Annotated in this window: 27 protein-coding genes; 13 read left to right on the forward strand and 14 right to left on the reverse strand. The window is 46.4% G+C overall.

Features of this window, described 5'->3' with window-relative positions:
- Nucleotides 1–13: 13 nt before the first annotated feature.
- Nucleotides 14–583, forward strand: a complete 570-nt coding sequence (locus tag GA0116948_RS04955) for a DUF420 domain-containing protein (RefSeq protein WP_089709497.1) — start codon at nt 14–16, stop codon at nt 581–583.
- A 72-nt stretch (nt 584–655) separates the two neighbouring features.
- Nucleotides 656–868, forward strand: a complete 213-nt coding sequence (locus GA0116948_RS04960) for a hypothetical protein (protein ID WP_089709498.1) — start codon at nt 656–658, stop codon at nt 866–868.
- 90 nt (nt 869–958) lie between these two features.
- Here the strand turns inward: GA0116948_RS04960 and GA0116948_RS04965 are convergent, their stop codons facing one another.
- The 4 genes from GA0116948_RS04965 to meaB all read right to left on the reverse strand — a co-directional run bounded on the left by GA0116948_RS04965 (nt 959) and on the right by meaB (nt 3,491).
- Nucleotides 959–1,564, reverse strand: a complete 606-nt coding sequence (locus GA0116948_RS04965; RefSeq protein ID WP_089709499.1) for a MarR family winged helix-turn-helix transcriptional regulator — start codon at nt 1,562–1,564, stop codon at nt 959–961.
- A gap of 65 nt (nt 1,565–1,629) precedes the next feature.
- Complete coding sequence (locus GA0116948_RS04970) at nt 1,630–1,890, reverse strand: DUF2024 family protein (protein ID WP_089709500.1); 261 nt, start codon at nt 1,888–1,890, stop codon at nt 1,630–1,632.
- Nucleotides 1,891–2,011: 121 nt separating this feature from the next.
- Entirely contained in the window at nt 2,012–2,434 is a 423-nt protein-coding gene (locus GA0116948_RS20985) for a hypothetical protein (RefSeq protein ID WP_123891754.1), read from the reverse strand.
- 154 nt (nt 2,435–2,588) lie between these two features.
- Nucleotides 2,589–3,491 carry a methylmalonyl Co-A mutase-associated GTPase MeaB gene (gene meaB / locus GA0116948_RS04975; protein ID WP_089709584.1) on the reverse strand — a complete coding sequence of 301 codons (903 nt, stop codon included), beginning with the start codon at nt 3,489–3,491 and terminating at the stop codon, nt 2,589–2,591.
- 73 nt (nt 3,492–3,564) lie between these two features.
- On the opposite strand from meaB, the gene GA0116948_RS04980 reads away from it, so the two are divergent.
- The 4 genes from GA0116948_RS04980 (at nt 3,565) to GA0116948_RS04995 (ending at nt 6,997) form a co-directional block, all read left to right on the forward strand.
- A complete protein-coding gene (locus GA0116948_RS04980) occupies nt 3,565–4,440 on the forward strand; it encodes a glycosyltransferase family protein (protein ID WP_089709501.1) in 876 nt (291 codons plus the stop codon).
- Nucleotides 4,441–4,750: 310 nt separating this feature from the next.
- Nucleotides 4,751–5,380 (forward strand): LON peptidase substrate-binding domain-containing protein, encoded by a 630-nt coding sequence (locus GA0116948_RS04985; protein ID WP_089709586.1) that lies wholly within the window; start codon nt 4,751–4,753, stop codon nt 5,378–5,380.
- Nucleotides 5,381–5,434: 54 nt separating this feature from the next.
- On the forward strand, nt 5,435–5,989 hold the full coding sequence (gene lptC / locus GA0116948_RS04990) for an LPS export ABC transporter periplasmic protein LptC (protein WP_123891755.1): 555 nt from the start codon (nt 5,435–5,437) through the stop codon (nt 5,987–5,989).
- A 669-nt stretch (nt 5,990–6,658) separates the two neighbouring features.
- Nucleotides 6,659–6,997 carry a tRNA-binding protein gene (locus tag GA0116948_RS04995; RefSeq protein WP_089709588.1) on the forward strand — a complete coding sequence of 113 codons (339 nt, stop codon included), beginning with the start codon at nt 6,659–6,661 and terminating at the stop codon, nt 6,995–6,997.
- Nucleotides 6,998–7,938: 941 nt separating this feature from the next.
- Here the strand turns inward: GA0116948_RS04995 and lysS are convergent.
- On the reverse strand, nt 7,939–9,453 hold the full coding sequence (lysS, locus tag GA0116948_RS05000) for a lysine--tRNA ligase (RefSeq protein ID WP_089709503.1): 1,515 nt from the start codon (nt 9,451–9,453) through the stop codon (nt 7,939–7,941).
- Nucleotides 9,454–9,645: 192 nt separating this feature from the next.
- On the opposite strand from lysS, the gene GA0116948_RS05005 reads away from it, so the two are divergent.
- Entirely contained in the window at nt 9,646–10,479 is an 834-nt protein-coding gene (locus tag GA0116948_RS05005) for a universal stress protein (RefSeq protein WP_089709504.1), read from the forward strand.
- 62 nt (nt 10,480–10,541) lie between these two features.
- Complete coding sequence (locus tag GA0116948_RS05010) at nt 10,542–11,351, forward strand: DUF4197 domain-containing protein (protein WP_240619180.1); 810 nt, start codon at nt 10,542–10,544, stop codon at nt 11,349–11,351.
- A gap of 173 nt (nt 11,352–11,524) precedes the next feature.
- Here GA0116948_RS05010 and GA0116948_RS05015 read toward each other — a convergent pair whose 3' ends face one another.
- Nucleotides 11,525–12,403 (reverse strand): flavin reductase family protein, encoded by an 879-nt coding sequence (locus GA0116948_RS05015; protein WP_089709505.1) that lies wholly within the window; start codon nt 12,401–12,403, stop codon nt 11,525–11,527.
- 42 nt (nt 12,404–12,445) lie between these two features.
- Complete coding sequence (locus GA0116948_RS05020; protein ID WP_089709592.1) at nt 12,446–13,468, reverse strand: fumarylacetoacetate hydrolase family protein; 1,023 nt, start codon at nt 13,466–13,468, stop codon at nt 12,446–12,448.
- Between the two features lie 182 nt (nt 13,469–13,650).
- On the opposite strand from GA0116948_RS05020, the gene GA0116948_RS05025 reads away from it, so the two are divergent.
- Nucleotides 13,651–14,313, forward strand: coding sequence for a sterol desaturase family protein (locus GA0116948_RS05025; protein WP_089709506.1), 663 nt, complete (start codon nt 13,651–13,653; stop codon nt 14,311–14,313).
- Nucleotides 14,314–14,408: 95 nt separating this feature from the next.
- Here GA0116948_RS05025 and GA0116948_RS05030 read toward each other — a convergent pair whose 3' ends face one another.
- From GA0116948_RS05030 to GA0116948_RS05060, 6 genes are all read right to left on the reverse strand, one after another.
- On the reverse strand, nt 14,409–14,753 hold the full coding sequence (locus tag GA0116948_RS05030; protein WP_089709507.1) for a hypothetical protein: 345 nt from the start codon (nt 14,751–14,753) through the stop codon (nt 14,409–14,411).
- A 158-nt stretch (nt 14,754–14,911) separates the two neighbouring features.
- On the reverse strand, nt 14,912–15,856 hold the full coding sequence (locus GA0116948_RS05035; RefSeq protein WP_089709508.1) for a DUF6263 family protein: 945 nt from the start codon (nt 15,854–15,856) through the stop codon (nt 14,912–14,914).
- Nucleotides 15,857–15,870: 14 nt separating this feature from the next.
- Nucleotides 15,871–16,644 carry a TIGR02757 family protein gene (locus GA0116948_RS05040; RefSeq protein ID WP_089709594.1) on the reverse strand — a complete coding sequence of 258 codons (774 nt, stop codon included), beginning with the start codon at nt 16,642–16,644 and terminating at the stop codon, nt 15,871–15,873.
- Nucleotides 16,645–16,813: 169 nt separating this feature from the next.
- Nucleotides 16,814–17,953, reverse strand: coding sequence for a cystathionine gamma-synthase (locus GA0116948_RS05045; RefSeq protein WP_089709509.1), 1,140 nt, complete (start codon nt 17,951–17,953; stop codon nt 16,814–16,816).
- A 536-nt stretch (nt 17,954–18,489) separates the two neighbouring features.
- Nucleotides 18,490–19,086: a DUF2911 domain-containing protein gene (locus GA0116948_RS05055; RefSeq protein WP_089709596.1), complete on the reverse strand. Its 597-nt coding sequence runs from the start codon at nt 19,084–19,086 to the stop codon at nt 18,490–18,492.
- 89 nt (nt 19,087–19,175) lie between these two features.
- Nucleotides 19,176–19,760 (reverse strand): acyl carrier protein phosphodiesterase, encoded by a 585-nt coding sequence (locus GA0116948_RS05060; RefSeq protein WP_089709511.1) that lies wholly within the window; start codon nt 19,758–19,760, stop codon nt 19,176–19,178.
- Between the two features lie 478 nt (nt 19,761–20,238).
- On the opposite strand from GA0116948_RS05060, the gene GA0116948_RS05070 reads away from it, so the two are divergent.
- Both GA0116948_RS05070 and GA0116948_RS05075 read left to right on the forward strand, forming a co-directional pair.
- Nucleotides 20,239–20,703: a hypothetical protein gene (locus tag GA0116948_RS05070; RefSeq protein ID WP_123891756.1), complete on the forward strand. Its 465-nt coding sequence runs from the start codon at nt 20,239–20,241 to the stop codon at nt 20,701–20,703.
- A gap of 159 nt (nt 20,704–20,862) precedes the next feature.
- A complete protein-coding gene (locus GA0116948_RS05075; protein WP_089709514.1) occupies nt 20,863–21,837 on the forward strand; it encodes a deoxyhypusine synthase family protein in 975 nt (324 codons plus the stop codon).
- A gap of 209 nt (nt 21,838–22,046) precedes the next feature.
- Here the strand turns inward: GA0116948_RS05075 and hemW are convergent, their stop codons facing one another.
- Nucleotides 22,047–23,174, reverse strand: a complete 1,128-nt coding sequence (hemW, locus tag GA0116948_RS05080) for a radical SAM family heme chaperone HemW (protein ID WP_089709599.1) — start codon at nt 23,172–23,174, stop codon at nt 22,047–22,049.
- Nucleotides 23,175–23,338: 164 nt separating this feature from the next.
- Here hemW and GA0116948_RS05085 point away from each other — a divergent pair, with 164 nt between their 5' ends.
- Entirely contained in the window at nt 23,339–23,911 is a 573-nt protein-coding gene (locus tag GA0116948_RS05085) for a TetR/AcrR family transcriptional regulator (RefSeq protein WP_262487017.1), read from the forward strand.
- A gap of 451 nt (nt 23,912–24,362) precedes the next feature.
- Nucleotides 24,363–26,762 (forward strand): ABC transporter permease, encoded by a 2,400-nt coding sequence (locus tag GA0116948_RS05090; RefSeq protein WP_089709516.1) that lies wholly within the window; start codon nt 24,363–24,365, stop codon nt 26,760–26,762.
- The last annotated feature ends 106 nt before the right edge of the window (nt 26,763–26,868 follow it).

Consider the following 26,868-nt stretch of genomic DNA (forward strand, 5'->3'; position numbering starts at 1 on the left):
TAAAAAGCGCCGTATGGAACTGAAGAGTAAAAGCCTGAGTCTTGCAATAACCATCGTGTCTGTTGCAATTCCGGTATTGGTAGCGTCCTTGTTCTTTCTACCCAGGCCCAACCTGCACCTGGGTTTTGATATTCATATTCTCCCCCTTTTTCACGCGGTGCTAAATGGGGCAACTGCCGTGCTGCTGTTAGCCAGCCTGTATTTTATCCGGAATGGATTTGTAAAGGCCCACAAAGTGACGAATATAATATCCATAGTACTGTCTGCCGTGTTTCTTATATCATACGTCACTTACCATAGCATTGCCCCCTCTACCTTGTATGGCGATTTGAACCATGATGGTGTGCTGGATATCACCGAAAAAAACCTGGCTGGTAGCGTACGCTACATTTATTACCTGCTATTACTTTCCCATATCCTGCTGGCGGCTGTAATTGTGCCATTGGTGCTTTTTGCGGCGCTGTATGCGTTTCAAAACAATTTTGTGAAGCATAAGCGACTGGCTCGCGTAACCTGGCCACTCTGGTTTTATGTATCTATTACCGGTGTAATCGTATACATCATGATCTCCCCGTTTTATTGATTGAAAAGAGGAAGAAAACCAGCGCTTAAAATCCACATTTTACCGTAAATTTATGCTGCAAAATCACTGGGTATGAAAAAACTAATCTTAGTATGCGTAATGGTCGTAGCGGCTGTAATGCCAGCGCTGGCACAGTGTTCCCTGTGTACAAAAACGGCACAGCAATTAGGTGAGGGCCCTGCCAAGGGATTGAACAATGGTATACTTATGCTGGCCATTACTCCCCTGGCTATCATAGGTTTACTGAGCTACCGCTTTTACAGAAGCCAGCGGGAAGAAGCATAACTTAATTACAATACATAAAACGGCAAAAGGTGAACGTTCGCAAGAACATTCACCTTTTGCCATTAAGGTAACCGGTGTAGGAAGCAGTTACTAAAAACCCGATTCAAACAATTCACATTCGAAGCGCAATTCCGCATTAGTGAGCGATGTCTTAAAAGCGTTGCAGTAGTGTCCTTTCTTTTTAAAGTAATGGACACAGTTTAAGCACATGCTTTGCACTGACAAAATCTGTTCACTGCTTAGCTGTTGGATTACTTGCTGCAATTGCTCCAATAAAAGGCCTTGCTCTTTGCCCGGCAATTGGTCAATGATGTTGTGCAAAGGATCTGCAAACTTTTCTACCTTGCGGGCAATGGCTTTACCTTCACGGGTAAGGTGAAGGCTGGAACTACGGGAGTCTGTAGCAACCACTTTACGGGTTAGGTAGCTTTTGCTCTCCAATGCTTTAACAGCATCGCTAATAGTGGCTTTGGTCATGTTGAAAAAACCAGCCAAAAAGGTAACCGTTCTTTTTTCCTCCGGGAAGTGGAGCAAAAAAGTCAACAACTGAATCTGGATCGGACTTAACCCATACAGCTTACCTTCATTCCATAACATCACACGAAATGCCTGCGATACTCTTTCCAGCGCTACTAAGGCCTTGCTGGATACACTTTCTGCCTGGCATTCGGGATTAAATGCGGACAATTTTCTCATAGGTATACTTCCGTTTCAATGTGTGGGCTAAGGTAATTAATCTTAACCTTGAAGTAAATGCTACATTAGTTGCATCCTTTCAGTTCATGAACATAATAGCCTTGTCGCAATATATGTGTTTTCCAGGATGGTACCACCTGTTCCAAGTGACAAAATTTGCATTCTTTACAAGTAAGGGCCAGTATGGGTTGAGATTTGCTCCTTAAATATTCCTGCGCAAAGATCAACGCCTGTTCATAACTCGTATCGGCAGGTGTGATAATGTCGAAATGCATAAATCCACCATTCTTACGTGGAATATACGTATCAAAGATAGCAACCTTCATAAATGGTATTTTACGTAATAGAACACAGCAAACCGTTTATTAGCAAGCGTTTCAGCAAGCCAAAGCTTATAATGAGCGGACATTTCAGGGAACCATGGGCCATAGCCAATAAAACGCCGTTTCACCGCCTATCAGGGTAGTTGGATAATACCCAAAAACGCAAATTGGCGACCGTTAACGGAAACCTAAAGTCCTGGTATGCAAAGCGTGCTGGGCGGTTCTGCAATAGTTGTAGCAAGCCCTGCCTGCTCACCAGGAAACGCGACAATTGAAGCCATTTGTTGGAGAAATAATATAGGGATGACTGGAAGGAAGTGGTTTTGCCATCTTCCCACGTCGCATCAGCTTGTTTGCGCAACCATACAAGCCGTTGGTTTAGTAATCTTTTAGTGTGATAGGCCACGATGTAGCCCGCCAAAGGGAAGAAGCGACCGGTATCAAGCGTGAAAGAAAATATACGCTTAAGAGGAAGTATGTTGCGCAGTGGATCAGACGGGTTACTAACTGGTGAAACAGGATTAATAGTCCTGGTCCTCGACTTCATAAGATATAAGTTTTTCCGCGTAATTAAAGGTTTCCAAATATAACAATCCCACCGTATTTTTTCAAATGAAAAATGAAATTTAAATAGCTAACGTTTAGCAATATACGTAGATTGTAAAATCCATTTAATGTATAGTTTCGTGTAGTAGTTGACGTTAGTTATAAAACTCACTGGCCATCTGATAAAGATTAAATGTTCCCGCTTGCAGGCGTTGTTCAATTTCCTGCTGTAAACGCCCCTTATTTACATCGCGCATGCGTTGTTGTTGTACCAATTGGAATACCTTTTCTGTCAGCAGTTGGGCATGGCGTTTTGTGTTGTTATAGGTGTTTTGCTGGTGAAGCTTTATTTGCTTTATCAGATCCAACACGCCATCTTCCTGCGTAGCAATAGTTTTAATCACGGGTATAGACCAGGCCTGGCTACGTAAGTGTGCCAGGGTGCGCAAATTTCTGGCAAAGGCGTCTGCCTGCTCACGGTCGGCCTTGTTTACCACGAAAATATCGGCAATCTCCATCAGGCCTGCCTTCATGGTTTGTATTTCATCGCCCGCTTCGGGCACCACCACGACCACCGTGGTATCGGCAATGCCGGCTATCTCTACTTCGCTTTGGCCCACGCCCACAGTTTCAATGAAGAGGTAATCAAAACCTGCCGCTTTGATTACTTCACTGATCTCTATGATCTTGTAATTGAGCCCGCCCAAAGCCCCCCGGCTGGCCAGGGAGCGTATATATACATCCGGATTATTAAAGTGCCGGCTCATGCGGATACGGTCGCCCAGCAAGGCTCCATAGTTAAAAGGAGAGGAAGGGTCTACCGCTATAATGGCCACTTTTTGTTGTTGCTTCAATAATTGGTTTATGAGTGCATTTACCAGTGTGCTTTTGCCGGCGCCGGGAGGGCCTGTAATGCCTACAACTTTTGTGGTGGAACCATGGGGCAACGCCTGCAGCAACTGGGCGTAATCACCGGCTTCATTTTCTACCAGCGAAATGCAGCGGGCCAGGGCTTTAATATTGCCCTGCAATAATCCGGATAAGAACGCTAATGCCATGCGCATAAAGATAAGTAATTGCGGCAGTGCCGGGATTATGTTATTTTGCAAACCTGAAATAACCAGTTGATACATGAAAGTAGTTGGGTTCACCTTTGTCCGTAACGCCGTGAAATACGATTATCCTGTGAAGGAAGCCATCCGCTCCATCCTCCCGCTCTGCGACGAGGTGGTGGTGAGCGTTGGTAACTCCTTAGACGATACCGAATTGCTGATCCGCTCTATCGGTTCGCCCAAGATCCGCATCGTATATTCGATCTGGGACGATACCCTGCGCGAAGGCGGCCGGGTGCTGGCCGTGGAAACCGATAAAGCCTTTGCCCATGTACCCGCCGATGCCGATTGGGTAATTTATATTCAGGCCGACGAAGTGTTACATGAAGCCGATCACGAACATATCAAAGCCGCCATGCTTCAGTATAAGGATGATGCCCGCGTAGAAGGCCTGCTCTTCGATTACGTGCATTTTTATGGAAGCTATGATTACATCGGCGACTCCCGAACCTGGTACCAGCATGAAATCCGTGTGATCCGTAACGACAAGCATATCCGCTCTTACCGCGATGCACAAGGCTTCCGCAAAAACGACCAGAAACTGAAAGTAAAACATATTAACGCCCGCATATATCACTATGGCTGGGTAAAAGATCCTTATCACCAGGCCCGCAAGCTAGATAACTCCTTTGCATTGTATAACGGCGATAAAAAAAAGGTAATGGCCGCACGTGCTTCCAAAGAATTATACGATTACAACCGTATTGAATCACTGGCACCTTTTACCGGCACTCACCCGCAGGTAATGCAGGAACGTATTGGGAAAAAAAATTGGGACTTCCAGTTCGATACTTCTAAAAAGAACTTTAAAAAACTGAAGAAATGGGTACTCTATTGGGTAGAAAAGAAGACCGGCAAACGGCTTTTTGATTATCGAAATTATAAGATCATCTGATTTTGAAATGCAGCCGACCGCTGCATTTTTTATGGCCACACCAGCAGGAAATGTCCGATGGCAATGGGTGCAAGCAGGGTGGACAGGCACTTTACCCTCTACTAATATTGGTTCTCAGCGGGTTGTCTATGGCCTGTAGCGGCAGGGCGCTGCCAGATGGAATATTTTTTGTATTTTTTACCCTGTCTTCCTATAGCACTACAAAGGTGCCGGTGATGATAACATACCAATAGTGCCTTCCGGCCTTAGCCTTGCACCGCTGGTGCAGGAGGGAAGCATTTATTACAGACAATTTTTTAAGGATTTTGATATGACCAATTTCGTTCCCATATTTCCACTTGGTGTTGTCGTATACCCCGAGGAGCAGTTAAACCTGCACGTATTTGAGCCGCGTTACAAACAGCTCATCCTCGAAGCCGACCAGGAGAAAAAACCCTTTGGCATTCCTTCCGTGTTGCAGAAAAATGTGCTGGAATATGGAACACTGGTAGAAGTAGTGCGTATTGAAAAAACATACGAGAACGGGGAAATGGACGTAGTAACCCGTGGACTCCAGGTATTTCGTATTCTGGAAACGATTAAACAAGTGCCGGGCAAGCTGTACGGCGGAGCCATTGTGAATTACCCGGTCAATGATATGAAAACCAGTGAGCGCCTCCGGCAGGAGGTTATCGGACATGTACGGGCCTTGCATGAAATGTTGCAGGTAAATAAGAAATTTGTCAAGACAGATAATGAGCTTTCTGCCTACGACCTGGCTCACCATTCCGGCCTTTCGTTGGAAGAAGAATATGAACTGCTGCACCTGTTCCATGAACTACAACGGCTGGAATACCTGAAACGCCACCTGTATAAAGTATTGCCGATGATGAGCGAAATGGAAAAACTCAAGGAGCGAGTGCAACTGAACGGCCAATTCCGCAATCTCGGCGCCGGGTAGGCTACCCCTAAGTTTAACCTTTTACCTTTACCGATAAATACGATATTTGCGCCCGTGAAACGTACGCTCTACTGCCTTCTACTTTTATTGGCCGTGATGACTACCGGTTGTGAGAACGACCTTAAAACCATCATGGAGCTGGACAAAAAAAATGCTGGCGTCGAAAAGGCGTCAGGCATTACCATTATTTACAGCCAGAAAGCCAAGGTTACCGCCAAACTAATTGCCGATAGCATGGAGCGCCACCTCGAAGCTCCCACCTTCCTGGAATTTACCCATGGTTTGCACGTAGATATTTACGACGATTCACTCGGTACGGTAGAAAGTACGGTAGACGCCAAACATGGTAAATACATGGATGGTACCGCTGATATATTTCTTTGGGATAATGTAGTTGTGAAAAATAAAAAAGGCGAACGCCTGGATACGAAGCAGCTAAACTGGGATGCCAAAAAACAGAAATTTATATCCAATGCCAAGGTGCGCATCAGTACACCTACAGACACTATCCGGGGCACGGGGCTGGAAGCCAACCAGGATTTTAGCATCTATAAAATATTAAACCCTGAAGGGCCTTTCACTGTAAAAGACAGCGCCCTCATTCAATAATCCTTCCCTTCCTCTTTTCAAAAGGGTTGATAAAATAAAGCGGCCCAACTGTAGATACAGCAGGGCCGATATTGCTTTAACCTATTATTTTTATCCTAAACTTCAATGGGATAAAATCAATAACCATGCCAATGAGGCTGAGTCTGCCACTTTCTCCGTCACTGCTGGTTTATAGTTGTTAAGCGCTCGTTAACAGATAGTCATTTAACGCGTTCCCTAGATTAAAACATGCGTTTACCAAATGCAGCTTGATGCAGGAAAACACTGCATGTATATTTGTGAAGGTTTTTCATAGGATATGGTTAAAATTTTTATAAGGCGGTGTTCTCACCGCTTTTTTTTGTCTTGTTGTAGCCGCCTTTAGCCATCTTTACGCCCCTTGTCTATAACTAATTATTAACGCTTTCATTTTAAGGGTACACTTTCCGCTTTGGGGTAAGCACATTACGTTTACTTACAGCGGTTAGTATTTGTATTTGTTACCGGCTCGTTAACACCCCAGGAATATGCGCGTTCCCGAGTTTAAAATAGGTGTTGGCTAAATGCAGCGTGGCGGGCTGGAATACTAAACTATATTTGCAATAGGTTTTTCATAGGATATGGTTAAAATTTTGAAGGCGGTGTTCTCACCGCCTTTTTTTATTTTAGATGCTGCTAATCATTTTAACTATGGAACCTATCTCCTGGACCGATTTTGAAAGCATAGAAATGCGCATAGGCACTATCATTGAAGCCCGTCCCTTTGAAAAGGCCCGTAATCCGGCCTACCAGCTCCTTATAGATTTTGGCCCGGAAACTGGTATAAAACGTTCTTCCGCTCAAATTACCCAGTTATACGAGCCGGAAACGCTCATGGGAAAACAGGTAGTTGCGGTGGTGAATTTTCCAGTAAAACAGATCGCCAATTTCTTTTCCGAATGCTTGGTACTGGGTGCAGTGGGAGTGAACAAGGAAATAGTTCTATTACAGCCGGAACGTATGGTGCCAAACGGCCAAAGAATAGCATAAACACATGCAATAAATAATTACTTTAAAATATACATTATATAATCATATCTATTATGTGTTTGCATAAAGGGTTTATTTACCGCTTTACGAACAAAAATGCTGCGTTCACGAGTTGTATCTTTACAAAGCGGAGCCTGCGATTAACTTTGTAATAGGTTTTTCATAGGATATGGTTAAAATTATTAGAGGGCAGTATTCTTACTGCCTTTTTTATGCCCGCAAGTTTCCTACCGCTAATATTTCCGCTACCTCATAATAAAAAACATTTCTCCAGGTATAGACCAGTTTTACTAGAGCAATAGAAATTAAAAAGCGTTTAAACAGGGAAGATGCCTATAATAGAGATCTGCTATAATTTTGGCAATAAAATTCATTTATTGTAGAATTCTGCTATAGATCAGATAGTTATAAAAAATAAGGGATGAGTTTACTATGATTATACATATATTCAAAAGGTATAAAGCATTATTTTTTATCACACGGTTACTGAATAATTCTATACGTTCCCCAACAAAAACATAGCGTTCACCTAAATGCTTTACCTGCTGTTATAATTAAGGGGATATTTGTTATAGGTTTTTCAATAAAGATATGGTTAAAATTTTTCGGGGCTGTATTCTTGCAGCCCTGTTTTATTTACCGTAAGTCCTCCTCCTCCATTCTTCTTTCGCTTTCCCGCAACACACTTATTATCTTTTTATCATCTTACTGATGGCCAATGCCAGAAACAAGACATTTTCTACCGTCCAGGAAATCATTCCCTGCGCGTAAGCACTATGTCTATAAAATCGCAGTGTTATGGTTTAAATTCATTACGGTTTTCATAGGATATGGTCAAAGTAAGTCAGGGCTGTTTTCACAGCCCTTTCTCATTTGTGTAAGGACAAAAAAAGGCATTTGAGTATCCACTCAAATGCCTTTTAATATTGATTACGGGATACTTACCCTTGTTTTTCTGGTTTCATCTGCGGAAACAACAGCACATCCTGGATAGATGGCTGGTTGGTCATCAACATGGTAAGCCGGTCTATACCTATCCCTATGCCGGAGGTTGGCGGCATGCCGTATTCCAGGGCACGCAGAAAATCGTAGTCGATGTACATCGCCTCATCATCGCCCCTTTCCATCAGTTTTACCTGTTCTTCAAAACGTTCGCGCTGGTCTACCGGGTCGTTCAGCTCGGAGTAGGCGTTGGCAATTTCCTTACCATTTACCATTAGTTCAAAACGCTCCACCACACCAGGTTTGCTACGGTGTTTCTTGGTGAGTGGACTCATTTCTACCGGGTAATCGATAATAAAAGTAGGTTGTATGTAATTGCCTTCGCACTTTTCGCCAAAGATCTCGTCTATCAGCTTGCCCTTGCCAATGTTTGGCGCTACGGAGATGCCTAATTGTTTGCACACCTCGCGCAGTGCTGGTTCGTCCATGCCGGTGATGTCTATGCCAGTGTGTTCCAGGATAGCGTCAAACATGGTAACGCGGCGGAAGGGGGCTTTGAAGTCGATGGTTTTATCGCCCACTACTACCTGGGTAGTGCCGTGAAGATTAAGGGCTATTTTTTCCAGCAGGGTTTCGGTAGTATCCATCATCCACTCGTAGTCTTTGTAGGCTGCGTACATTTCCATCACGGTAAATTCCGGGTTGTGGGTACGATCCATCCCTTCATTGCGAAAGTCTTTCGCAAATTCATACACGCCTTCAAAACCGCCCACGATCAGCCTTTTGAGGTATAGCTCATTGGCAATGCGCAGGTACAGTGGGATGTCCAGTGCATTGTGATGGGTAACAAAGGGCCGGGCCGTGGCACCACCGGGAATGGCTTGCAGGATAGGGGTTTCCACTTCCAGGTAGCCCAGTTCGTTATAAAATTCCCGCATGGTTTGTATGATCTTGGTACGTTTGGCAAATACCTCCCTCACCTGTGGGTTGATGATCAAGTCTACATAGCGCTGCCGGTATTTAAACTCCGGATCGGTTACGGCGTCGAAGGTTTCACCATCTTTTTCCTTTACAACTGGCAGCGGGCGCAGGGCCTTGGCCAGCAGGGTAAGCTCTTTTACATGCACGGAGGTTTCACCGGTTTTGGTGATGAAGCCATAACCACGTACGCCAATAATATCACCGATATCGAGCAGTTTTTTGAATACGGTGTCGTAGCCGGATTTATCCTCGCCGGGGCAGATATCATCGCGGCGGATGTAGAGCTGGATGCGGCCCGTGTTGTCCTGAATCTTCACAAAAGCGGCCTTTCCCATGTCGCGGCTCTCCATGATACGGCCAGCCAGGCAAAGATCCTGGAATTGCTCTTTGGTATCTTCGCTGTAATGGGTGAGAATGTTGGCCGCAGTGTTATTCACGGGGTATGCGGGTGCCGGGTAAGGATCTATACCTGCTTTTTGCAGTTCCTGTAATTTTTCCCTGCGTATAATTTCTTGCTCAGATAACTGTGTCATCGTAAAAGGTTGCCTATAAATAATTGATGGGATGCAAAAATAATTGTTTTGAGCGGAATGGCAGGATTAATGGGAATACTGGCATCAAATTAGAAGAATTTATCCTGCCGGGGCTACTGCCGTGGTTGTTTATGACCATATAACCATCGCACTGGAAAACTTGAGGCCATGTAACCATCTAATCAAACAAAAATGAAAACGATTCTTATACCAACTGATTTTTCCGACACAGCGTATAACGCCGCCCGTTATGCCCTGGACCTGGCCCGCCAGGCGGGAACCACCCGGGTGGTGCTGTACCATGCCTATGAGTTAATAATTCCCGATCCGGAAGTGCCAGACCATATCCCGGTGATAATGCCGGAAGAGCTGAAAGAAGCCAGCGATAAGGGACTGGCCTTGATGCATAGCAAGTTACAACCTATATTGCCAGCAGGTGTAACGCTGGTATGCCGCTCGGAAAACCAATTGCTGTCGGCTTTTATTGACCAGGTAGCCCGGGAGGAACAGGCAAACCTGATCGTAATGGGCATTACCGGTGGCAGTGGTTTGGAAGAGCTATTGCTGGGTTCCAACGCGCTGGATGTGATGAAGGAAACTCATACACCACTCATCATTGTTCCCAATGGCGCTACATTTACCTCGATAGACACGGTTGTATTTGCCTGTGATTTCCGTAAAGTCACGGAAAACATGCCGGTGCGGTTCTTGAAACAATTGCTCCAGGTGTTCCGCGCCCGTCTTTTCGTCGTGAATGTAGATCATGAAAAACGCCACTTCACAGCACAGACGCCTTTCGAGACCCTGGTTATGGACACGCTGCTGGCCGATTTTAACCCGGAATACCGCTTTTTGGAAAATGAAAACGTAGTGGATGGCATTATCAGTTTTGCCGAGGCAGAAAAAGCGGGCATCATCGTTACCTTGCCCCGCCAGCACGGATTTCTGGCTGGCTTGTTTCGTCGGAGCCATACCCGGCAGCTTGCTTTTCATTCCCATATTCCCCTCCTGGTCATTAGGGAATAAATGCGATATTTGATGCATATTACACACATTTTAAAATCTGTTACAGAAACCGCAACAATATCATGATGAAACGCACTTTATTGTTATTAGGCATTAGCCTGATTATATTGCATGGCTCCCAGGCGCAATTCCTGAAGAAATTGAAGCACAATCTCGATTCTGTAGAGAATGCGAAGAATGCAAAAACTACCACTACCACTACTAGCACGCCCGCTACCACTTCCAGCAGCACCTCCAGCACTACCAGCACGGGAAACGTTACTCAAAACCAGGCTGCCGAGGCTATCAAGCAGGCATTGAGCAAGGGCGTATCTTCCGGTATTGCCTTACTGAACAAGCAAAATGGTTTTTTTGGGAGTGATATTTATAAAGTATTACTACCTCCAGATGCCCAGAAGGTAGAAAGTACCCTCCGCCAAATAGGCCTGGGCAGCCAGGTAGACAAGGCTATCTTGCAAATAAACCGCTCTGCCGAACAGGCCGTAGGCCAGGCAGCGCCTATTTTTGTAGACGCTATCAAACAAATGACTATTACCGACGCGCTGAACATCGTAAGCGGAGACAATACGGCTGCCACAACTTATTTCAAAGGTAAAACCACCGACAAGCTGAAGTCTGCTTTCTCGCCCGTAATCAAGGGCAAACTGGATAGCACCCTGGCCACCAAATATTACAGTGATATCGTAGCTACCTATAACAAACTGCCTACCACTATTAATAAAGCCAATCCCGATCTTCAGGGTTATGTAACAGACAAGGCCATTGGCGCCCTGTTCGACCAAATTGCCAAGGAAGAATCCTCCATCCGCACTAATCCCGTATCCCAGACTACAGACCTGCTGAAGAAAGTGTTTGGCGGATTGGGTAAATAAGAATAAAACATTTCTTTTAATACATGGGGGTTGACCAAAAAGAATTGGTCAGACCCTTTTTATTCGGGTACCTGATGGAGACCTGTTATCGTTTAAGTGGTTCACAAAGCTTTCATTTTACTTTTTGTTCAGCCCCTATGTTGTGTAACAGCATGAAAAGACAGCAGAAAGTGTTATTGGGAGAGCAATACCTGCCAGGCAGCCTGCAACTGTGCTTTGTCCAGTAAGATAGCGGCGTAGCGGTGCAGTTCTATTTCCAATTCATCGGGGGTAAGACTATAATACTGGAATATTTGTTTCAGGTGAGGATCGTCGAAGGTGGCGTCTATGTAAGGTAATGTGTGTACGTTGCCTAACTGCCCCAGGTGATTGCCCGTAAGGATGCGGCTGTGGCGGATATGGGCCGGCAGTGCATCTATACCGATGCCCAATTGCATATTGGGCTTGGCCACCTCAAACACCGCATCGCCGGAGGCGCGTACATAAAAGTCGCCACCCATGCGGGCCACCAGGTCTATCTTGTGCGGATCTATCTGGCCCTGTTGATTCAAAATGGTGTCGTCCAGGTGAATAAGTACTGGTTCACAGATCACGAGATTGCCAGCGCCGGGGCCAGTGCCGGTGGCAATAACTTCCTTCACCACACACTCCATCTGTACGGGGCTTTCCTTTACCCGGAAGGGCTGCACACGTTCGGAAGCCAGCGGCGTAAAACCGGCTTTCTCAAATTCATTCACTTCCTGCGGATAATCGCAACTGCTCAGCGAGGCTTGCTGTACCATGCCGTAGGTCACTACATTAATCACCACTTCTTTGGTGGCCAATATGTTTTCCAGCGTATGTTTTACGGTATTATCGCGCACGCGGCGGGAGGGGGAAAAGATGAGCGTGGGCGGGTTGGTGCCGAATAAATTAAAGAAGCTGAAAGGCGATAAATTAGGCCGCCCCACTGCATTCAACGTGCTGGCAAAACAGATGGGACGCGGCGCCACAGCCCCTTGCAGGTAAGCATGCAGCGCACTGGTTTCTATTGCGGAAGGATCAATGATCATGCGGATGGTTTGCACAGGGCCAATACCTGCATGGCAATGCGCTTAGCGGTGAAGAAATTGTTTCTTTAAGGCCAGCAGTGAAATGTCTGCCGCTTCTTCCTCGATGGTGTTGGTGAGGATGCCCAGGCCAGTGATTTCCATGGTCACCTCGTCGCCGGGCTGTAGCCATTGTTCGGTGTAATGGGGATCGTGCAGCTTGCCGGTACCATTCAGTTCCAGGAAACAGCCTGTGCCAACGGTACCGCTGCCTATTACGTCGCCTGGCATAATATTTACCCCATAGGAGCAGCGCTCTATGATCTCGGCAAAGGTCCAGTCCATATCGGCCATATTGCCGGCGCTTACTTCCACACCGTTTACCTGGCAGGTCATGACAAGGTTGTAATTATTGCCGGTGTGGCCGGGCTTGGCAGGCACTTTAAAGGCTTCCAATTCGTCCGGTGTAACCAGCATTGGTCCAATTACGGTGCTGAAGTCCTTGCCCTTGGCCGGCCCCAGGTTCAGTTTCATTTCTTCCATTTGCAATACACGGGCGCTCATGTCGTTCATGATCATGAAGCCGGCAATGTAGTTGTCTGCCTCTTCTGCAGGAATGTTACGGCCAAAACGGTTCAGTACCACGGCTACTTCCAGCTCAAAATCCAATTTTTCGAAATGGTCGGGCATACAACTGATGGGACCGGGACCCTGAATGGCATTATGATTGGTAAAGTAAAAAATGGGGTATTGATCAAATTCCGGGATCATATCCAGACCACGGTTGCGGCGGGCGCTGGCCACATGCTGGCGAAAGGCGTAGCCGTCGCGGCAGGAAGTGGGGAAGGGTACGGGTGCCATAAGCGTCACCCCGTTCAGCGGGATGGGTAGTGCACGGCCCACCCTATGGCCCTTTTTCAGATCTGCCTCTACCTGGCGGGCAATGTCTATTACATCGTCCCACATGAGGAGGAATAACTGCATGTTGTTAGGCAACTCCTCATGCAGCTCCTGGGTATTGTATAATTGGTCATTTACAAGCAAGGCCAATTGGTCGGTTTCTTCCCGCAGGTAGGTCACTAATTTCATGGAACTATGTATAATATTGCGTTCAAGGCCAAATATAGTGCGAATGTATGTGCCAATCCTAAATTCCTTGTTAAGAAATATGCACATATTAGTTTAATTCACAATACTAAATGATGCGTTTTTGACTATTGGGCGGTAGTTTTGCGTTAATTTTGTCTTATCTTAGATTAAATAGGCTTTATATGAAATTCGAAAAAATAAAGAACAAAGGACAGGCGCGCTTATTTGAAAGCCGGTATCTAGAGGTGCTTACCAAAACACATCCGCTGGTTATTTGGGGGCTATATATACCCATCATTGCTTACATGCTGTACTATAGTCACAATACTTTAGGATTTGAAGCCAGTACGGTGGCCCTTATCTTTTTTGGTGCCATGTTATGCTGGACTTTGTTTGAATATATCATGCATCGGTTTGCCTTTCATTATGTGGCAGAAAGCCCGCGTATGCAGCGTTTTATTTACGTAATGCACGGCAATCATCATGAGTATCCGCGCGACAAGCAACGGCTGTTTATGCCGCCTGTACCCAGCCTTATTTTAGCTTCCGTAATTTTTTCTGCACAATATCTTTTTCTGCGTAATTATGCTTTTATGTTTTTCCCGGGTTTTATTCTCGGTTACCTGATTTACGGTAGCATGCACTATGCTATTCATGCATGGAACCCTCCATTTAAGTTCATGAAACCAGTATGGCGCAATCACCACCTACACCATTATAAAAGCGAGGATAAAGGATTTGGGGTAAGCTCTTCCGTATGGGATTATGTCTTTGGTACTTCCTTCGACCTGGGGAAAGAAAAAGAAGATAAAGAGAAGGTGCGTGAATTAATGTTCGATAAGTAAGCTGCTACAATATTTTATGCAAAAAAGCGATGATCATTTGGTCTTCGCTTTTTTTTATGACTTGTACCTGTTATGTAATTTACCCGCATTTTTGTTTACCACCGTTCTTCATCGTCTGCGCTGGCGGGCGGCTGGGCAAAGCGCTCACGGGTAATGATCTTTTGTACCTGGCGCTGAATGATAAGCTGGGCTATCTGCGTATACACATTTAGGTTATTGCTCCCATCTGATAGAATATCTCGCACTGCCTGCTCCGGCACATCTATACGATATAGTAAGAATATAAACTGGTGAAAATCTTCGCTGATCAATGTTTCCAGTTTACGGGCCAACAAGGCCTCCAGGTTTTCCCAGGAAAGCTCCAGTGGCGGAGGCAGTTCAAAGCTTTGCTTCAACCAGGTGGCCGTAGCACCAAGGTATACGGGCGATAAAGCACTCATTGTTTTTGGGAGTTGGTTGATAGGGAATAAGCAGAATGCGTACCAGAAAAATTAATTATGAATTATGAATTATGAATTATGAATTATGAATTATGAATTATGAATTATGAATTATGAATTATGATGTTTTTTAGATAATGGTGTGGGGAGGGGCTGCGCTACTTCATTTGTTTTATTTTGTAGGAGGCGTTGGTGATGATTTTTACGGGCACCTGGAGATCTTTTTTCAGGCCTTTTGATTTGTTGGCTCTGTAGGTGTAGTTGCCATTTAGTTCTGTATTTTGGACGGCTATGGCGGGCAGGCCGCTGCTAAGGGTGATCAGATAGTCGCTTTGCAGGTTTCCGGTGATGGCTGCGGAGGCGGTGTAGCCGTCTTCCAGTTGTATATCTTCTAGTTTGTCGGTGTTAATTTTGCCAGTGCCGCCTATTTTGGCGGTTTCATTATCCCAGGTTTGAAGGTTCCAGTAGAAATTAAGGTCGCCTTTCAGGGTAGAACGCAGGGGCAGGCTTTCGGTCCATTGGGTGCCGGTTTTAATGCCGTGGGCAGGGTAGATCACCAATAGTTGTTCCAGCCAGGCCTGGAAAGCTTTGGCACCAAATTGCTCTTTTATCAGGCGGGTATAGGCGTCTTTTTCTTCGGCCTTCAGGCTGCCGAAGGCAGCGGTGGTAGCGCTATCTACCATTTCATCCAAACCAGTGATGGACTTTACGAGGCCAAAGCTTTGCAGCTCTACAGAGAAAGGATGGTTGAGGAGATTTTTTATAGCCGCCTGGAAGGGTTCTTTTTCGTTGTCTATTTTAGCGTCTACCGTGATATTCTGGTTGCGGGCATTGAAGGTAAACTTCAGCTCCGTGTAATGCATGGTGAGGGTGGCCTTGCCAGGGATAGCTTCTGTAATATCTATCTGCAGTACATCCTGAAAGTCGCGGGTAGAGCGTTGCAGGATGTCCTGCACGGTAAGGTAGCTCTCGGTACGGCTTTTTTGCGTTAATTGGTACTGCTGTCCTGCCTTAAAGTTATAACTCAGGTCCAAAAAATCCTGCGCATGCAGTAGTGGAGTAATTGTAAGCAGGCAAAGGCACCAGGCAAAAAAGCGTTTCATCGATCAAATTTTTGTCAAACATACTTCTCAATTACGCCCAATCCAAATAATGCGAAGTCATACTTGGCCGGATCTTCCGGGCAAAACTCGCGTAGCGCCTCCGTGAGTGCCAATGCAGTTTTCCAGTTGGCCTTGGCCTCGGGAATCAGCCCCAGGCGGGTGGCTACCCGCGAAACATGCACATCTAAAGGGCATACTAATTGGGCGGGCGAAATGTGATCCCATAATCCAAAATCCACGCCACAATCGTCTTTACGCACCATCCAGCGTAGGTACATATTCAAGCGTTTGCAGGCGCTATTTTTGGCTGGGGTGGAAATATGTTTGAGAGTTCTTTTCGGGTGTTCCAGCGAAAAGAAAAGATGATGAAAGCCCAGCAGCCCGTTTTCTACAGTTTCGTCGGAGGGATTTACGCCGCCACTGAAGGCAAATTCCAGGGAAGTTACGTTCTGGTACCAGTGCTGTAAAAATTCTATGAAGTACAGCAGATCCAGCCCGTTAAATGTGCGGTGGCTGAACGACATCAGGGCCATACGGTCGCGGGGCTGGTGGTTGGTGATGAAATCATGGGGTGCATTATCCATCATGCGCAAAAGCGCTGTGCATTTGTTGATGATGGTAGTACGGTTTCCCCAGGCAAGTACGGCGGCAAAAAAGCCTGCTATCTCGATATCCTGTAAGCTGCTGAACCGGTGTGGAATAGCGATAGGATCCTGCGAGATAAAATCCGGCTGGTTGTAGTAGGCGGCTTTTGCGTCGAGGTATTCTTTTAAATCATGGACCTTCATGCGTTCTTTTTTCATCGGATAGTCCGCTAACATGCTATTCCGAAGCTGTGGAATACACAGTCCGGCATAGTCTGGTAGAGGATAAGGTTCAAAAATAATAGGGCTGGCCAGGCTTCGGGAATGGTACGATCCGCTGGTTTATAACGGGTACGTTCCTGTGCCGTGGTATTTAGCCAATAGCTTTGTTCAGGTCTTCTATCAGGTCACTGGCATCTTCTATGCCTACACTCAGCCGGATCAGGGAATCTACCAACCCGTTCTGCACTCTTTCCTCACGGGGAATAGCGGCGTGTGTCATACTAGCCGGATGGCCAATGAGCGACTCTACGCCACCCAGCGATTCCGCCAGGGAAAAAAGATGGGTGCTGCTCAGTACCTGTTGGGCCGCTTCCAGGCGGTCGTCTTTCAGCGTGAAAGAGATCATGCCGCCAAAGCCACGCATTTGTCTTTTGGCAATATCGTGGTTAGGGTGGTCTTCAAAGCCGCACCAATACACTTTATCCACTTTAGCATGATGGCGCAGGTATTGGGCTACCGCCATTCCGTTCTCGCAGTGGCGCTGCATGCGCACATGCAGGGTTTTTAAGCCGCGCAGTACCAGGAAACAGTCTTGCGGGCCAGGCACCGCACCGCAGCTATTCTGAATAAAGTACAGTTGCCGGGCCAGGTCTTCGTCTTTTACGATCACCGCCCCGTGTACCACATCGCTATGGCCACCAATGTACTTGGTGGCAGAATGTACCACAATATGAGCGCCCAGGTCCAGCGGATTTTGCAGGTAGGGAGAGGCGAAAGTATTGTCTACTGCCAGCAGCAATTGGTGTTCGTTTGCAATTTGCGCACAGGCGCTGATGTCAATAATGTTAAGCAGCGGGTTGGTAGGCGTTTCTATCCAGATCATTTTGGTGTGGGCATTCACATAATTCCGCAGGTTTTGCGCGTCTTTCATGCTCACGAAATGAAATTTAATGCCGTAGCGCTGAAATATCTTGGTGAAAATACGGTAAGTACCTCCATATAGGTCGTTCGATGCAATTACTTCATCCCCGGGTTGCAGCAGTTTCAATACCCCGTCTGTGGCGGCCAGTCCGCTGCCAAAGCAAATACCAAACTTTCCGTTCTCGATGGCGGCCAATGCTTGCTGAAGAGCGTCGCGGGTAGGGTTTTGCGTTCGGGCATATTCATAGCCATGGTGAACACCCGGCGCGCTTTGCACATAGGTGGACGTTTGAAAGATCGGAGTCATGATGGCGCCGGTAGACGGATCGGGAGACACGCCGGCGTGAATCAGTTTAGTGCCAAGCTTCATATCAAATTACGGGTTTAGGCGAACGGTCCACATAAAGATAACACCAAATAGACATATTCCACTTTTTTTATGCATTAAGTTTTTTTATAATGGAACATTTATGCTGGGCCCAGCCCCGGCAGGGCCAGTTGCCAGGGGGGGCAGGTAGGCTATGAGCCCCCGGAGCGGGAGTAGCATGTGCGCCAATGAATTAGCGTGTAGGCAGGCCCGTTACAATGAAACTGGGGTATTTGTTAAGCGTTTGTTATGGCGGGGTAAAACCATGCATTTACGAACCATAATATTGTTTTGGCCAAATAAGACGGGTGGCAGCGAAATGCCAGGGGTATATTTGCCATAGGTTTTTCATAGGATATGGTTAAAATATTGAAGGCGGTGTTCTCACCGCCTTTTTCTTTTTCCCTCCAACCCATGCATTGGGGTGTTTTGGCGGCAAAAAAATCCAAAGACCATCGTGGGCATATACCCGCATTGGACCTTTGGACTTGATAAATGGTCGTTTTATGAATAGCGGCAATGGCCGCTAAGCAGGGATATTACTTCCCGGTGGTGAATTTAATGGGCAGGCTGGCCTCCGTTTTATCCCACAGCATGCGCAGGTTGGCTCCGTCTGTCGCTTTTTCAAATACAATTGTGAAGTTTTCTACTGCGCTATCCAGAACTTGTACCGGCACTTCCGTTCGCAATACATCTTTCTGCTGGTCATATTTATAAGCGCCATATACATCGTTGTCTTTGTTCAGGATGATCGTCCAGGTCTTTTCAGTGGGAATGGCGTACAGTGTATAGCGTCCTTTAGCAACGGCTTTGCTGCCAATGCTTACCGGCTGAAAAAACGTTATTTCAGTAGCCTCGTTGGCACCCAACCTCCATACCTTGTTATATGGTACCAGCTTGCCAAAGATCTCGCGGTCTTTTTTCTGTGGGCGGCTGTATACTACGCGGGCCACCAGTGGGCCACCGGGTTCGCCCTTCACGCGAACGGCGTAGGGGTACATTACCGGGAAATAAGCCATGTCCATGGGACTAGCATCCAGCGGCGGTAAAGAGGAAGGCGTTTGTGCATTTGCATGGTTCATGCCGGGTAAGCTCAGGAGGCCCGCTATGGCGAGCAGCAACAGACACTTTTTCATAAATAAATTACAGTTTTCTTTACAGGTGGTGGAATATAATCCGATGTACAAACCTACAGGTTTTGTATACAAGGTATGCCCCCAAAATGTCAGGCGGCAATATAATCTTTTGCGAAGGTTAATAACTCAGGAAAGAAGTCGTTGTAACATTGTTGCAATGCCGCATAGTTTGTTTCAAAAACAGACAGGGGTACGCTGGCGGTAAAATCAATATACTTGGCCCTCCTTACCATCCCTCTGAAAGACTGGGCAATGCCCTCCTTCGATTTATATCCATACAACCAGTTCTCTGAGGACATGTATTGGATCATGCGGGTAAAATCCGGCGGCAGGGCAAAGTCTTGTATATGCAGTGTATGGTATACCTGCTGTGCAAAAGACTGTAGGGAGGCGTCCGTAAAATGGAGGGGGTCATTGGCCAGGAAATGGTCGTAAATAATGTCTACGAACACGGCTCCGTACAGGCGTGTTTGTGGCCGGAAAATGTCTTTGGCGGTCATCGTGGAAGGGTGGGTATCGGTAAAAGTATCGATGGCGCGGTGCAGGGCAATTCCCCGCTGTACAGAGGCAGGATATAGCGCCATTTGCCGGCCTTTAACGAAATCGCCCATCATATTACCGGTTAGCAGCGCCGGCTGGTGAAACGAAAGATATGCGTGGGCAAGAAAATTCATGATTAGTGTTAAAAGGGTGAATGATACGGACCGTTTGCGAATGTATTAAAATCCGTGCAGCCAGTGGGTTGCTTTAGTGAACTTGCAAGTACGCTGCAAAAACTTTGCGCAAAATGATTGTAACACCATATTTTGTTATTAAATTAGCAAAAGGCTCCCTCGCAGGTAAACCCGCTACCCGCTTAAAATTCCACTGTTCTTATCTTATCCAGCATCTACCATTCTTACCAGATTTCCAGTTTAACAATTTCTTAACCCCGGCCCGTGCAACCTTTTTCAATTGGCACCAACACTGCATTGGTGGCTGGGCTGCGGAGGTAACAATAAGCCGCCATGGGCCAGCATTCTTACATGGTCGCTTGTAAACTATTCTTGCTATACCATTGGTATAGTAAGCCTTGCCGATTATCAACGAAGCATGTAGTTTTACATCATTAATCAAACAACAAACACTTAACAATCATTAAATTTTTCCGCCATGAAAAAAATGATCTTCTTGTTCTGTGTTGCTACAACCCTTTGTATCAGCACATCATTTGCCTCCGTAATGGACGCCACCGTGAACAATAAAAAAGTAATGGAAACATTCCAAAAGGAATTTACCGAAGCTAAAAATGTAGAATGGTTTAGTGATGAAAAGGCAAAAAGTTACACGGCCAATTTTACCATCCGTGAGTCTAAAGTAACTGCTCACTTCGATAACGATGGTAATTTGCTGAACACCAGCCGCTACCTTACAGAAAGCCAGCTTCCCCTGGCGGTAACCAACCGCCTGGCTAAGAAGTACAAAGGCCAGCATATCGAAAACATCGTGGAATACCAGGCAAACGGTGAGTTCACCTACTATGTAACGGTAAAGAGCGATGACAAAACGTACACCATTGTAAAAGCTACACCAGAAGGATGGTTGAGCGTATACAATAAATTTCAACAAGCCGAATAGTAGTACATCCGCTATTTTAGTAACTGTGTTAGGGCCCGCCTTCTTCTGCAAGGCGGGCTTTTTTTGTGCATGGGTCAGCCAACCATTAACTTTTAGGGTAGGTAGGCCCACATTGCCTAAAATCGTAACTTCGCGCATTCGTAAAAAACAAAGAGCAATATGAGTAAAGGTCCCATTTCACAATTTATCCAGCACCATTACCGCCACTTCAATGCGGCTGCGCTGGTAGATGCGGCAAAAGGCTATGAAACACATTTACTGGAAGGTGGCAAAATGATGGTAACCCTGGCCGGGGCTATGAGTACCGCCGAACTGGGTATTTCCTTTGCTGAAATGATCCGTCAGGGTAAGGTAGATATCATTTCCTGCACCGGCGCCAACCTGGAAGAAGATATTATGAACCTGGTGGCCCACACGCACTACAAACGGGTGCCCAACTACCGCGATCTCAGCCCTCAGGACGAATGGGCGCTGCTGGAAAAAGGCTTCAACCGCGTTACGGATACCTGCATTCCCGAAGAAGAAGCTTTTCGCCGCATTCAGCAACATATTTTCAAGATTTGGAAAGATGCGCAAGATAAGGGCGAACGTTATTTTCCCCACGAATACATGTACAAGCTGCTGCTAAGCGGTGTGATGAAAGAATATTACGAGATAGATCCAAAGCATAGCTGGATGCTGGCTGCCGCCGAAAAAAATATACCAATCGTGGTGCCAGGCTGGGAAGACAGCACCATGGGCAACATCTTTGCTTCTTACTGCATTAAAGGAGAGCTGAAAGCCAGCACCATGAAAAGTGGTATAGAGTACATGGTAACTTTGTCTGAATGGTACCGGGCTAATTCTGGTGGTAAGGGAGTAGGTTTCTTCCAAATTGGCGGCGGCATAGCCGGCGATTTTCCCATTTGCGTGGTGCCAATGATGTACCAGGATCTGGAATGGCATGATGTGCCTTTCTGGGGCTATTTCTGCCAGATATCCGACTCCACGACCTCTTATGGTTCTTACTCCGGTGCTGTACCCAATGAGAAAATTACCTGGGGCAAGCTGGACATTCACACCCCCAAATTTATTGTAGAGTCCGACGCTACCATTGTGGCACCACTGATGTTTGCTTATATCCTGGGCTGGTAAGCCATGTAAGGATCTATGATTTAAGGAACGGACCGCTTCTCAGGAGGCGGTCTTTTTTTGACTTGTCAGGCTTGTTCTCCCTACCATAAGCCTACCAGAGCCTTGTTATTGCCTGGGATAAAGCGTACTAAAATGTACCATTAGCCAACTCGGGGCTCCGGTAAACGCCTGGGATAAAGCGTAACATATAGAGGCGCAAAGAGGGGGTATCAACTAAAGAACAGATCGGCGGCTATGCCGTCGGCGAAAAGTTTTCCGGCATTGGTAAGCCGTAGCCAGTCCGTTACCGGATGCATTTTCCCACTGGCCACATAGGGCGCTACGGCTGCTTCCAGGTGCTGCACTTTATCTTGTCCAAAAGTAGCGCCAATGAATGCCAGACTAGCCCCCTGGGCAGTGCGCAGCGAAGTCATTAAATATTCATTCAGGCGAATGGTGGGAGTAAGGATTTCCATCTCAAAAGGAACAGACTGCCCCTGGATGACCTGGAGATACCCGGCATTATTAGACACATTCCATTGGCGGGAATGACCGTTGAACGAGTGGGCCGAGGGGCCTATACCCAAATAGGGCTGGCCCTGCCAATAACTACTGTTATGCCGGGAGTGCCATCCAGTACGGGCAAAATTAGATATCTCGTAGTGTTCATACCCGTTATCCGCCGCCCAGGTCATCAATGTTTCAAAGTGGCGGGCTGCCTTATCAGGGTCTACCGCCTGTACCTTATGCTGCCGGATAAAATGATCCAGGGCAGTGCCTGGCTCCACGGTGAGGGCATAGCTGGAAAGGTGGGGTATGTTTAGCGCCTTCACTTGCTCCAGGTTTTGGGCCCAGCCTTCGTCGCTGAGGGTAGGTCCACCATAAATAAGGTCTATGGTAATATTTTCGAAGCCTTCTGCTTGAGCATCGCGGATACTTTGTATGGCCTGGGTGGCGTTGTGGGCGCGGTTCATCCACCGAAGATCTTCCTCATGAAATGATTGCACGCCAATGCTCAGGCGGTTAATGCCAGCCGCGCGCAAGGCCTGTAGTTTTTCCCGGGAAAGGTCGTCAGGATTGGCTTCCAACGTTATTTCGGGATGGGGCGGGAGTTGGAAAAGCTGGCGGCATTGGGCCAGCAGGTGTTGTAACTCCTCTGGGAGCAGCAGGCTGGGCGTGCCACCGCCAAAGTATATAGAAGTAACCGTTTGGTCCGCGAGATAGTCTTTTTGCAGCAGCAGTTCAGCCTCTAATGCACTCACCATAGCACCCTGCTGGCTACGGGAGGTGGAGAAATGAAAATTGCAGTAGTAACACGCCTGCTTGCAAAAGGGAATATGAATATAGATGCCTGCCATTATTTTTTTAGTGGCATTAAAAGTAGGACGATCCATTAACAACTACCAAAATTCATTTTAAGCAATTCAGCTAATTTCGACTAATTGCTTAAAAATTGTTGCATTTGCTACGTAGAATAATAAAAATGGCTGTCACATCTTAAGAGGAAGAAATCCAGGCGCAACTGTTACAAGCGGCAAAACATTTATTTCAGTTGCACGGCTTTCGCCGGGTAACCATAGACGATATTGCCAAAGCCATTGGCAAGGCCAGGAGTTCCCTTTACTATTATTATAAAACCAAAGAAGAGATACTGGATGCGGTAATGGCAAACGAGATCAAAGAGTTAATGGCAGCCATTGTTACAGCCGTTAAACAGGCCCCCACTTCAGAAGAAAAAATAAAAGTCTTCTTTCAGACCAAGTTAAAAATTATACTGGGAAAAAAAGGGTTCTTTAATGCATTGGATGAAGGCATGGATTCCACGGAACTATTTGGTTATCAAAAAATAAAAATGGCAGTCCACCAGCAGATCTGGGAGCAGGAAACGGCACTGCTTAGCCAGCTTATAAGGGAGGAGATATCCCGCGGGGAATTCACCAAACAAAGTCAAAAAGACCAGGAAGAATTAATTTTTGTGCTGCATTGCAGCTTACGTGGTCTGAAACGGGAAATGGTAATCCGGAACGATTTCGGTCGTATAACCTCCTCCATCCGTATACTAATTCGTTCCATAATGGAGGGGATAAAAGTGTAAATTTTTTTTGCCTCTTTTTCGACATTTAGTCACCTAATGACGATAAGATTATGAAACAATAACGGAGTGCAAAAAAAGCATAAGGTAGTTATGCGAGGGGGTTAACTGCCCTTATTATTGTGGCTTCCCTTTCCAAATTTTTAAGGAGCGGGTAGTAATAAATGAAAAACAATGACTGCATCATTCAACACTATAATATGGAAAACAATTCAACAAATACGGCACTGCTGGCGAGGAATGGGCGCAGGCATTGGTAAGCTAACCGTTTATGTTCTGGCCATTTGATAGGAAGGCGGTAACTCAAAACCGTACGCCTGGTGTACTAAAACCGCACAGCTATGCCATAGGCCCAATACCTATACCGCAGTAAACCAGCGATTTAGTTTATAGGCATTTTTTTTGAAAACAGGGGCATAACATAATAGTTAGTCCTTCACTTAAATTTGTCGCGGTGATAAAGAACTTCTTCCTGGTGGCCATCCGCAACATGGTGCGCAACAAAACATTTTCCATCATTAATATCCTGGGGCTTTCATTGGGCATGGCTTCCAGCCTGCTTATTTTTTTATGGGTGCATGATGAGCAGCAGGTAGACGCCTTTCATACCAATGCCACTCCTGTTTATGCGGTGTATGAACGCGAGTTTTCCGATGGAAAAATAAATGGCGGATTGTGGACCCAGGGCATACTGGCCAATGAGCTGAAACGCTCTGTGCCAGAGATTAAATATGCCAGCGGTTTTGATGGCAACCAATCGGCCACCTTTGAAGTGGGGGGCAAAATATTAACCATGCAGGGCGCCGCCGCCGATACCGATTTCTTTAAAATTTTTGACTATAAGATACTACAGGGCCGTTCCGCCAACCTGCTGGCCAGCCCGGACGAGATAATGATTTCACGGAAGATGGCAGTGGATTTTTTCGGCAGTGTACCCGCTGCGTTAAATAAAATGATACGGTATAACAACAGCCTGTTTTTCAGGGTATCGGCTGTGTATGAAAATATGCCTGCCACCAGTTCAGATAAGTTTGATTTTGTGCAGAACTGGACCTTCCACCTGAATGCCGTAGGCTGGTTAAAAGAATGGATTTACCGTACGCCCCGCACCTATCTCACCCTAGTCCCAGGGGCCGATCCGGCCAAGGTAGAAGGCAAGATTAAAAACTTCCTGGATACTTATATCACACAGGGGAAGGCTAAAAGTTACCGCCTGGAGCTGGGGCTTCAGCCGTTTAATGAAATATACCTGCATTCCAATTTTAAGAACGGCGTGCCGGATGGCGGTCGCATTGAATACGTGCATCTTTTTAGCCTGGTAGCTGTGTTTATTTTACTGATCGCTTCCATTAATTTTATGAACCTGAGTACGGCCCGCTCAGTAAAAAGGGCTAAGGAGGTTGGCATCCGAAAAGCCATTGGTGCGCAGCGTTATTGGCTCGTCATCCAGTTCATGGGCGAGGCCCTGTTATTTTCGCTGCTGGCCATTATCATAGCCCTTGTGCTGGTGGTGCTGGCGCTGCCGGTGTTCAATACCGTTACCGTAAAGCAGATCGTTTTGCCCATTTCCTCTATGCCCTTCTGGTTGGCTATTACCCTGCTCATGTGCGTCATGGGATTGGTGGCAGGTAGTTATCCTGCCTTATTTTTATCTACCCTCCGGCCAATCAAAGTGCTGAAGGGTGCGTTGAAATTCAGCTATGGCGCGGTGCTGTTCCGCAAAGGCCTGGTGGTTTTCCAGTTTACGTTATCTATCATCCTGATTATAGGAACCATGGTGGTGTCCCGGCAAATTAATTATGTGCAAACCAAAAACCTGGGCTTCAGCCGTGAAAACCTGGTTTACGTGCCGTTCCAGGGCGACATGGCCGCGCACCAATACCACACTTTTAAGCAGGAGCTCTTGAACATGCCTGGCATAAAGGACATCACCCGAGCAGACCAGGCACCCACAGATGTACATGCCCATGCCTACGATACGCAATGGGAAGGTAAAGACCCCAACGATAAATCAGTGGTGCTGCATACCACGGTAGGTTATGGGTACCTAAAATTCCTACACCTCCAGCTATTGCAGGGCCACGATTTTCCCGAAAGTTTTACAGACAGCGATTCGCTGGAATGGCATGCGGAAAAGGCAGGGTATATCATCAATGAAACAGCGCTGAAACTCACTGGCTATAAAGATCCTATCGGCAAGCCCCTCAGTATTTTTGGACGCAGGGGGCAGATCATCGGCGTGGTGAAGGATTATCATTTTTCCACCTTGCACGATCCGATAGCTCCCCTCGTTATTTTACTGACAGATAACCTATCCTGGGGGCTTGCATTGGTGCGAACGGAGCCGGGCAAAACCAGGGAAGCAATGGCCAGCATTGAAAAAGTGTACACCCAACTGGAGCCTAAGTTTCCTTTCACCTACTCTTTTGCAGACCAGGAATACCAGCGCCTATATGAGAGCGAACAAATTGTCGGTAAGTTATCAGGCTTCTTTGCCTTGCTAGCTATCTTTATTTCCTGCATGGGATTATTGGGCCTGGCCATGTTTACGGCAGAACAGCGCACCCGGGAGATAGGTATCCGCAAAGTGCTGGGGGCTACGGAGGTTACTATTTTTCAATTACTTTCCACAGACTTTTTACAACTGGTTGGCTTGGCATTTATCCTTGCTGCACCCATTGCCTGGATGGTTATGAATAACTGGCTAAAGGATTATGCCTACCGTACCAATTTAAGTATAGAACTATTTATCATAGCGGGTTTGGCCACCCTGGTCATAGCGCTCTTTACCATCAGTTTTCAAACCATTAAAGCGGCGCTGGCCAACCCAATTACCAGCATGCGTACGGAATAGCAGGCGATATTCCTGAACCGCAGGTATAACTATTGGGAAATAATTAGATATTTGTAAAACCGGTATAATGATGGCCTTTATAAACGATATCGCGCTAAAATATATG

Origin of the sequence: Chitinophaga costaii (assembly GCF_900094705.1) — a bacterium.
Lineage (GTDB): Bacteria > Bacteroidota > Bacteroidia > Chitinophagales > Chitinophagaceae > Chitinophaga > Chitinophaga costaii.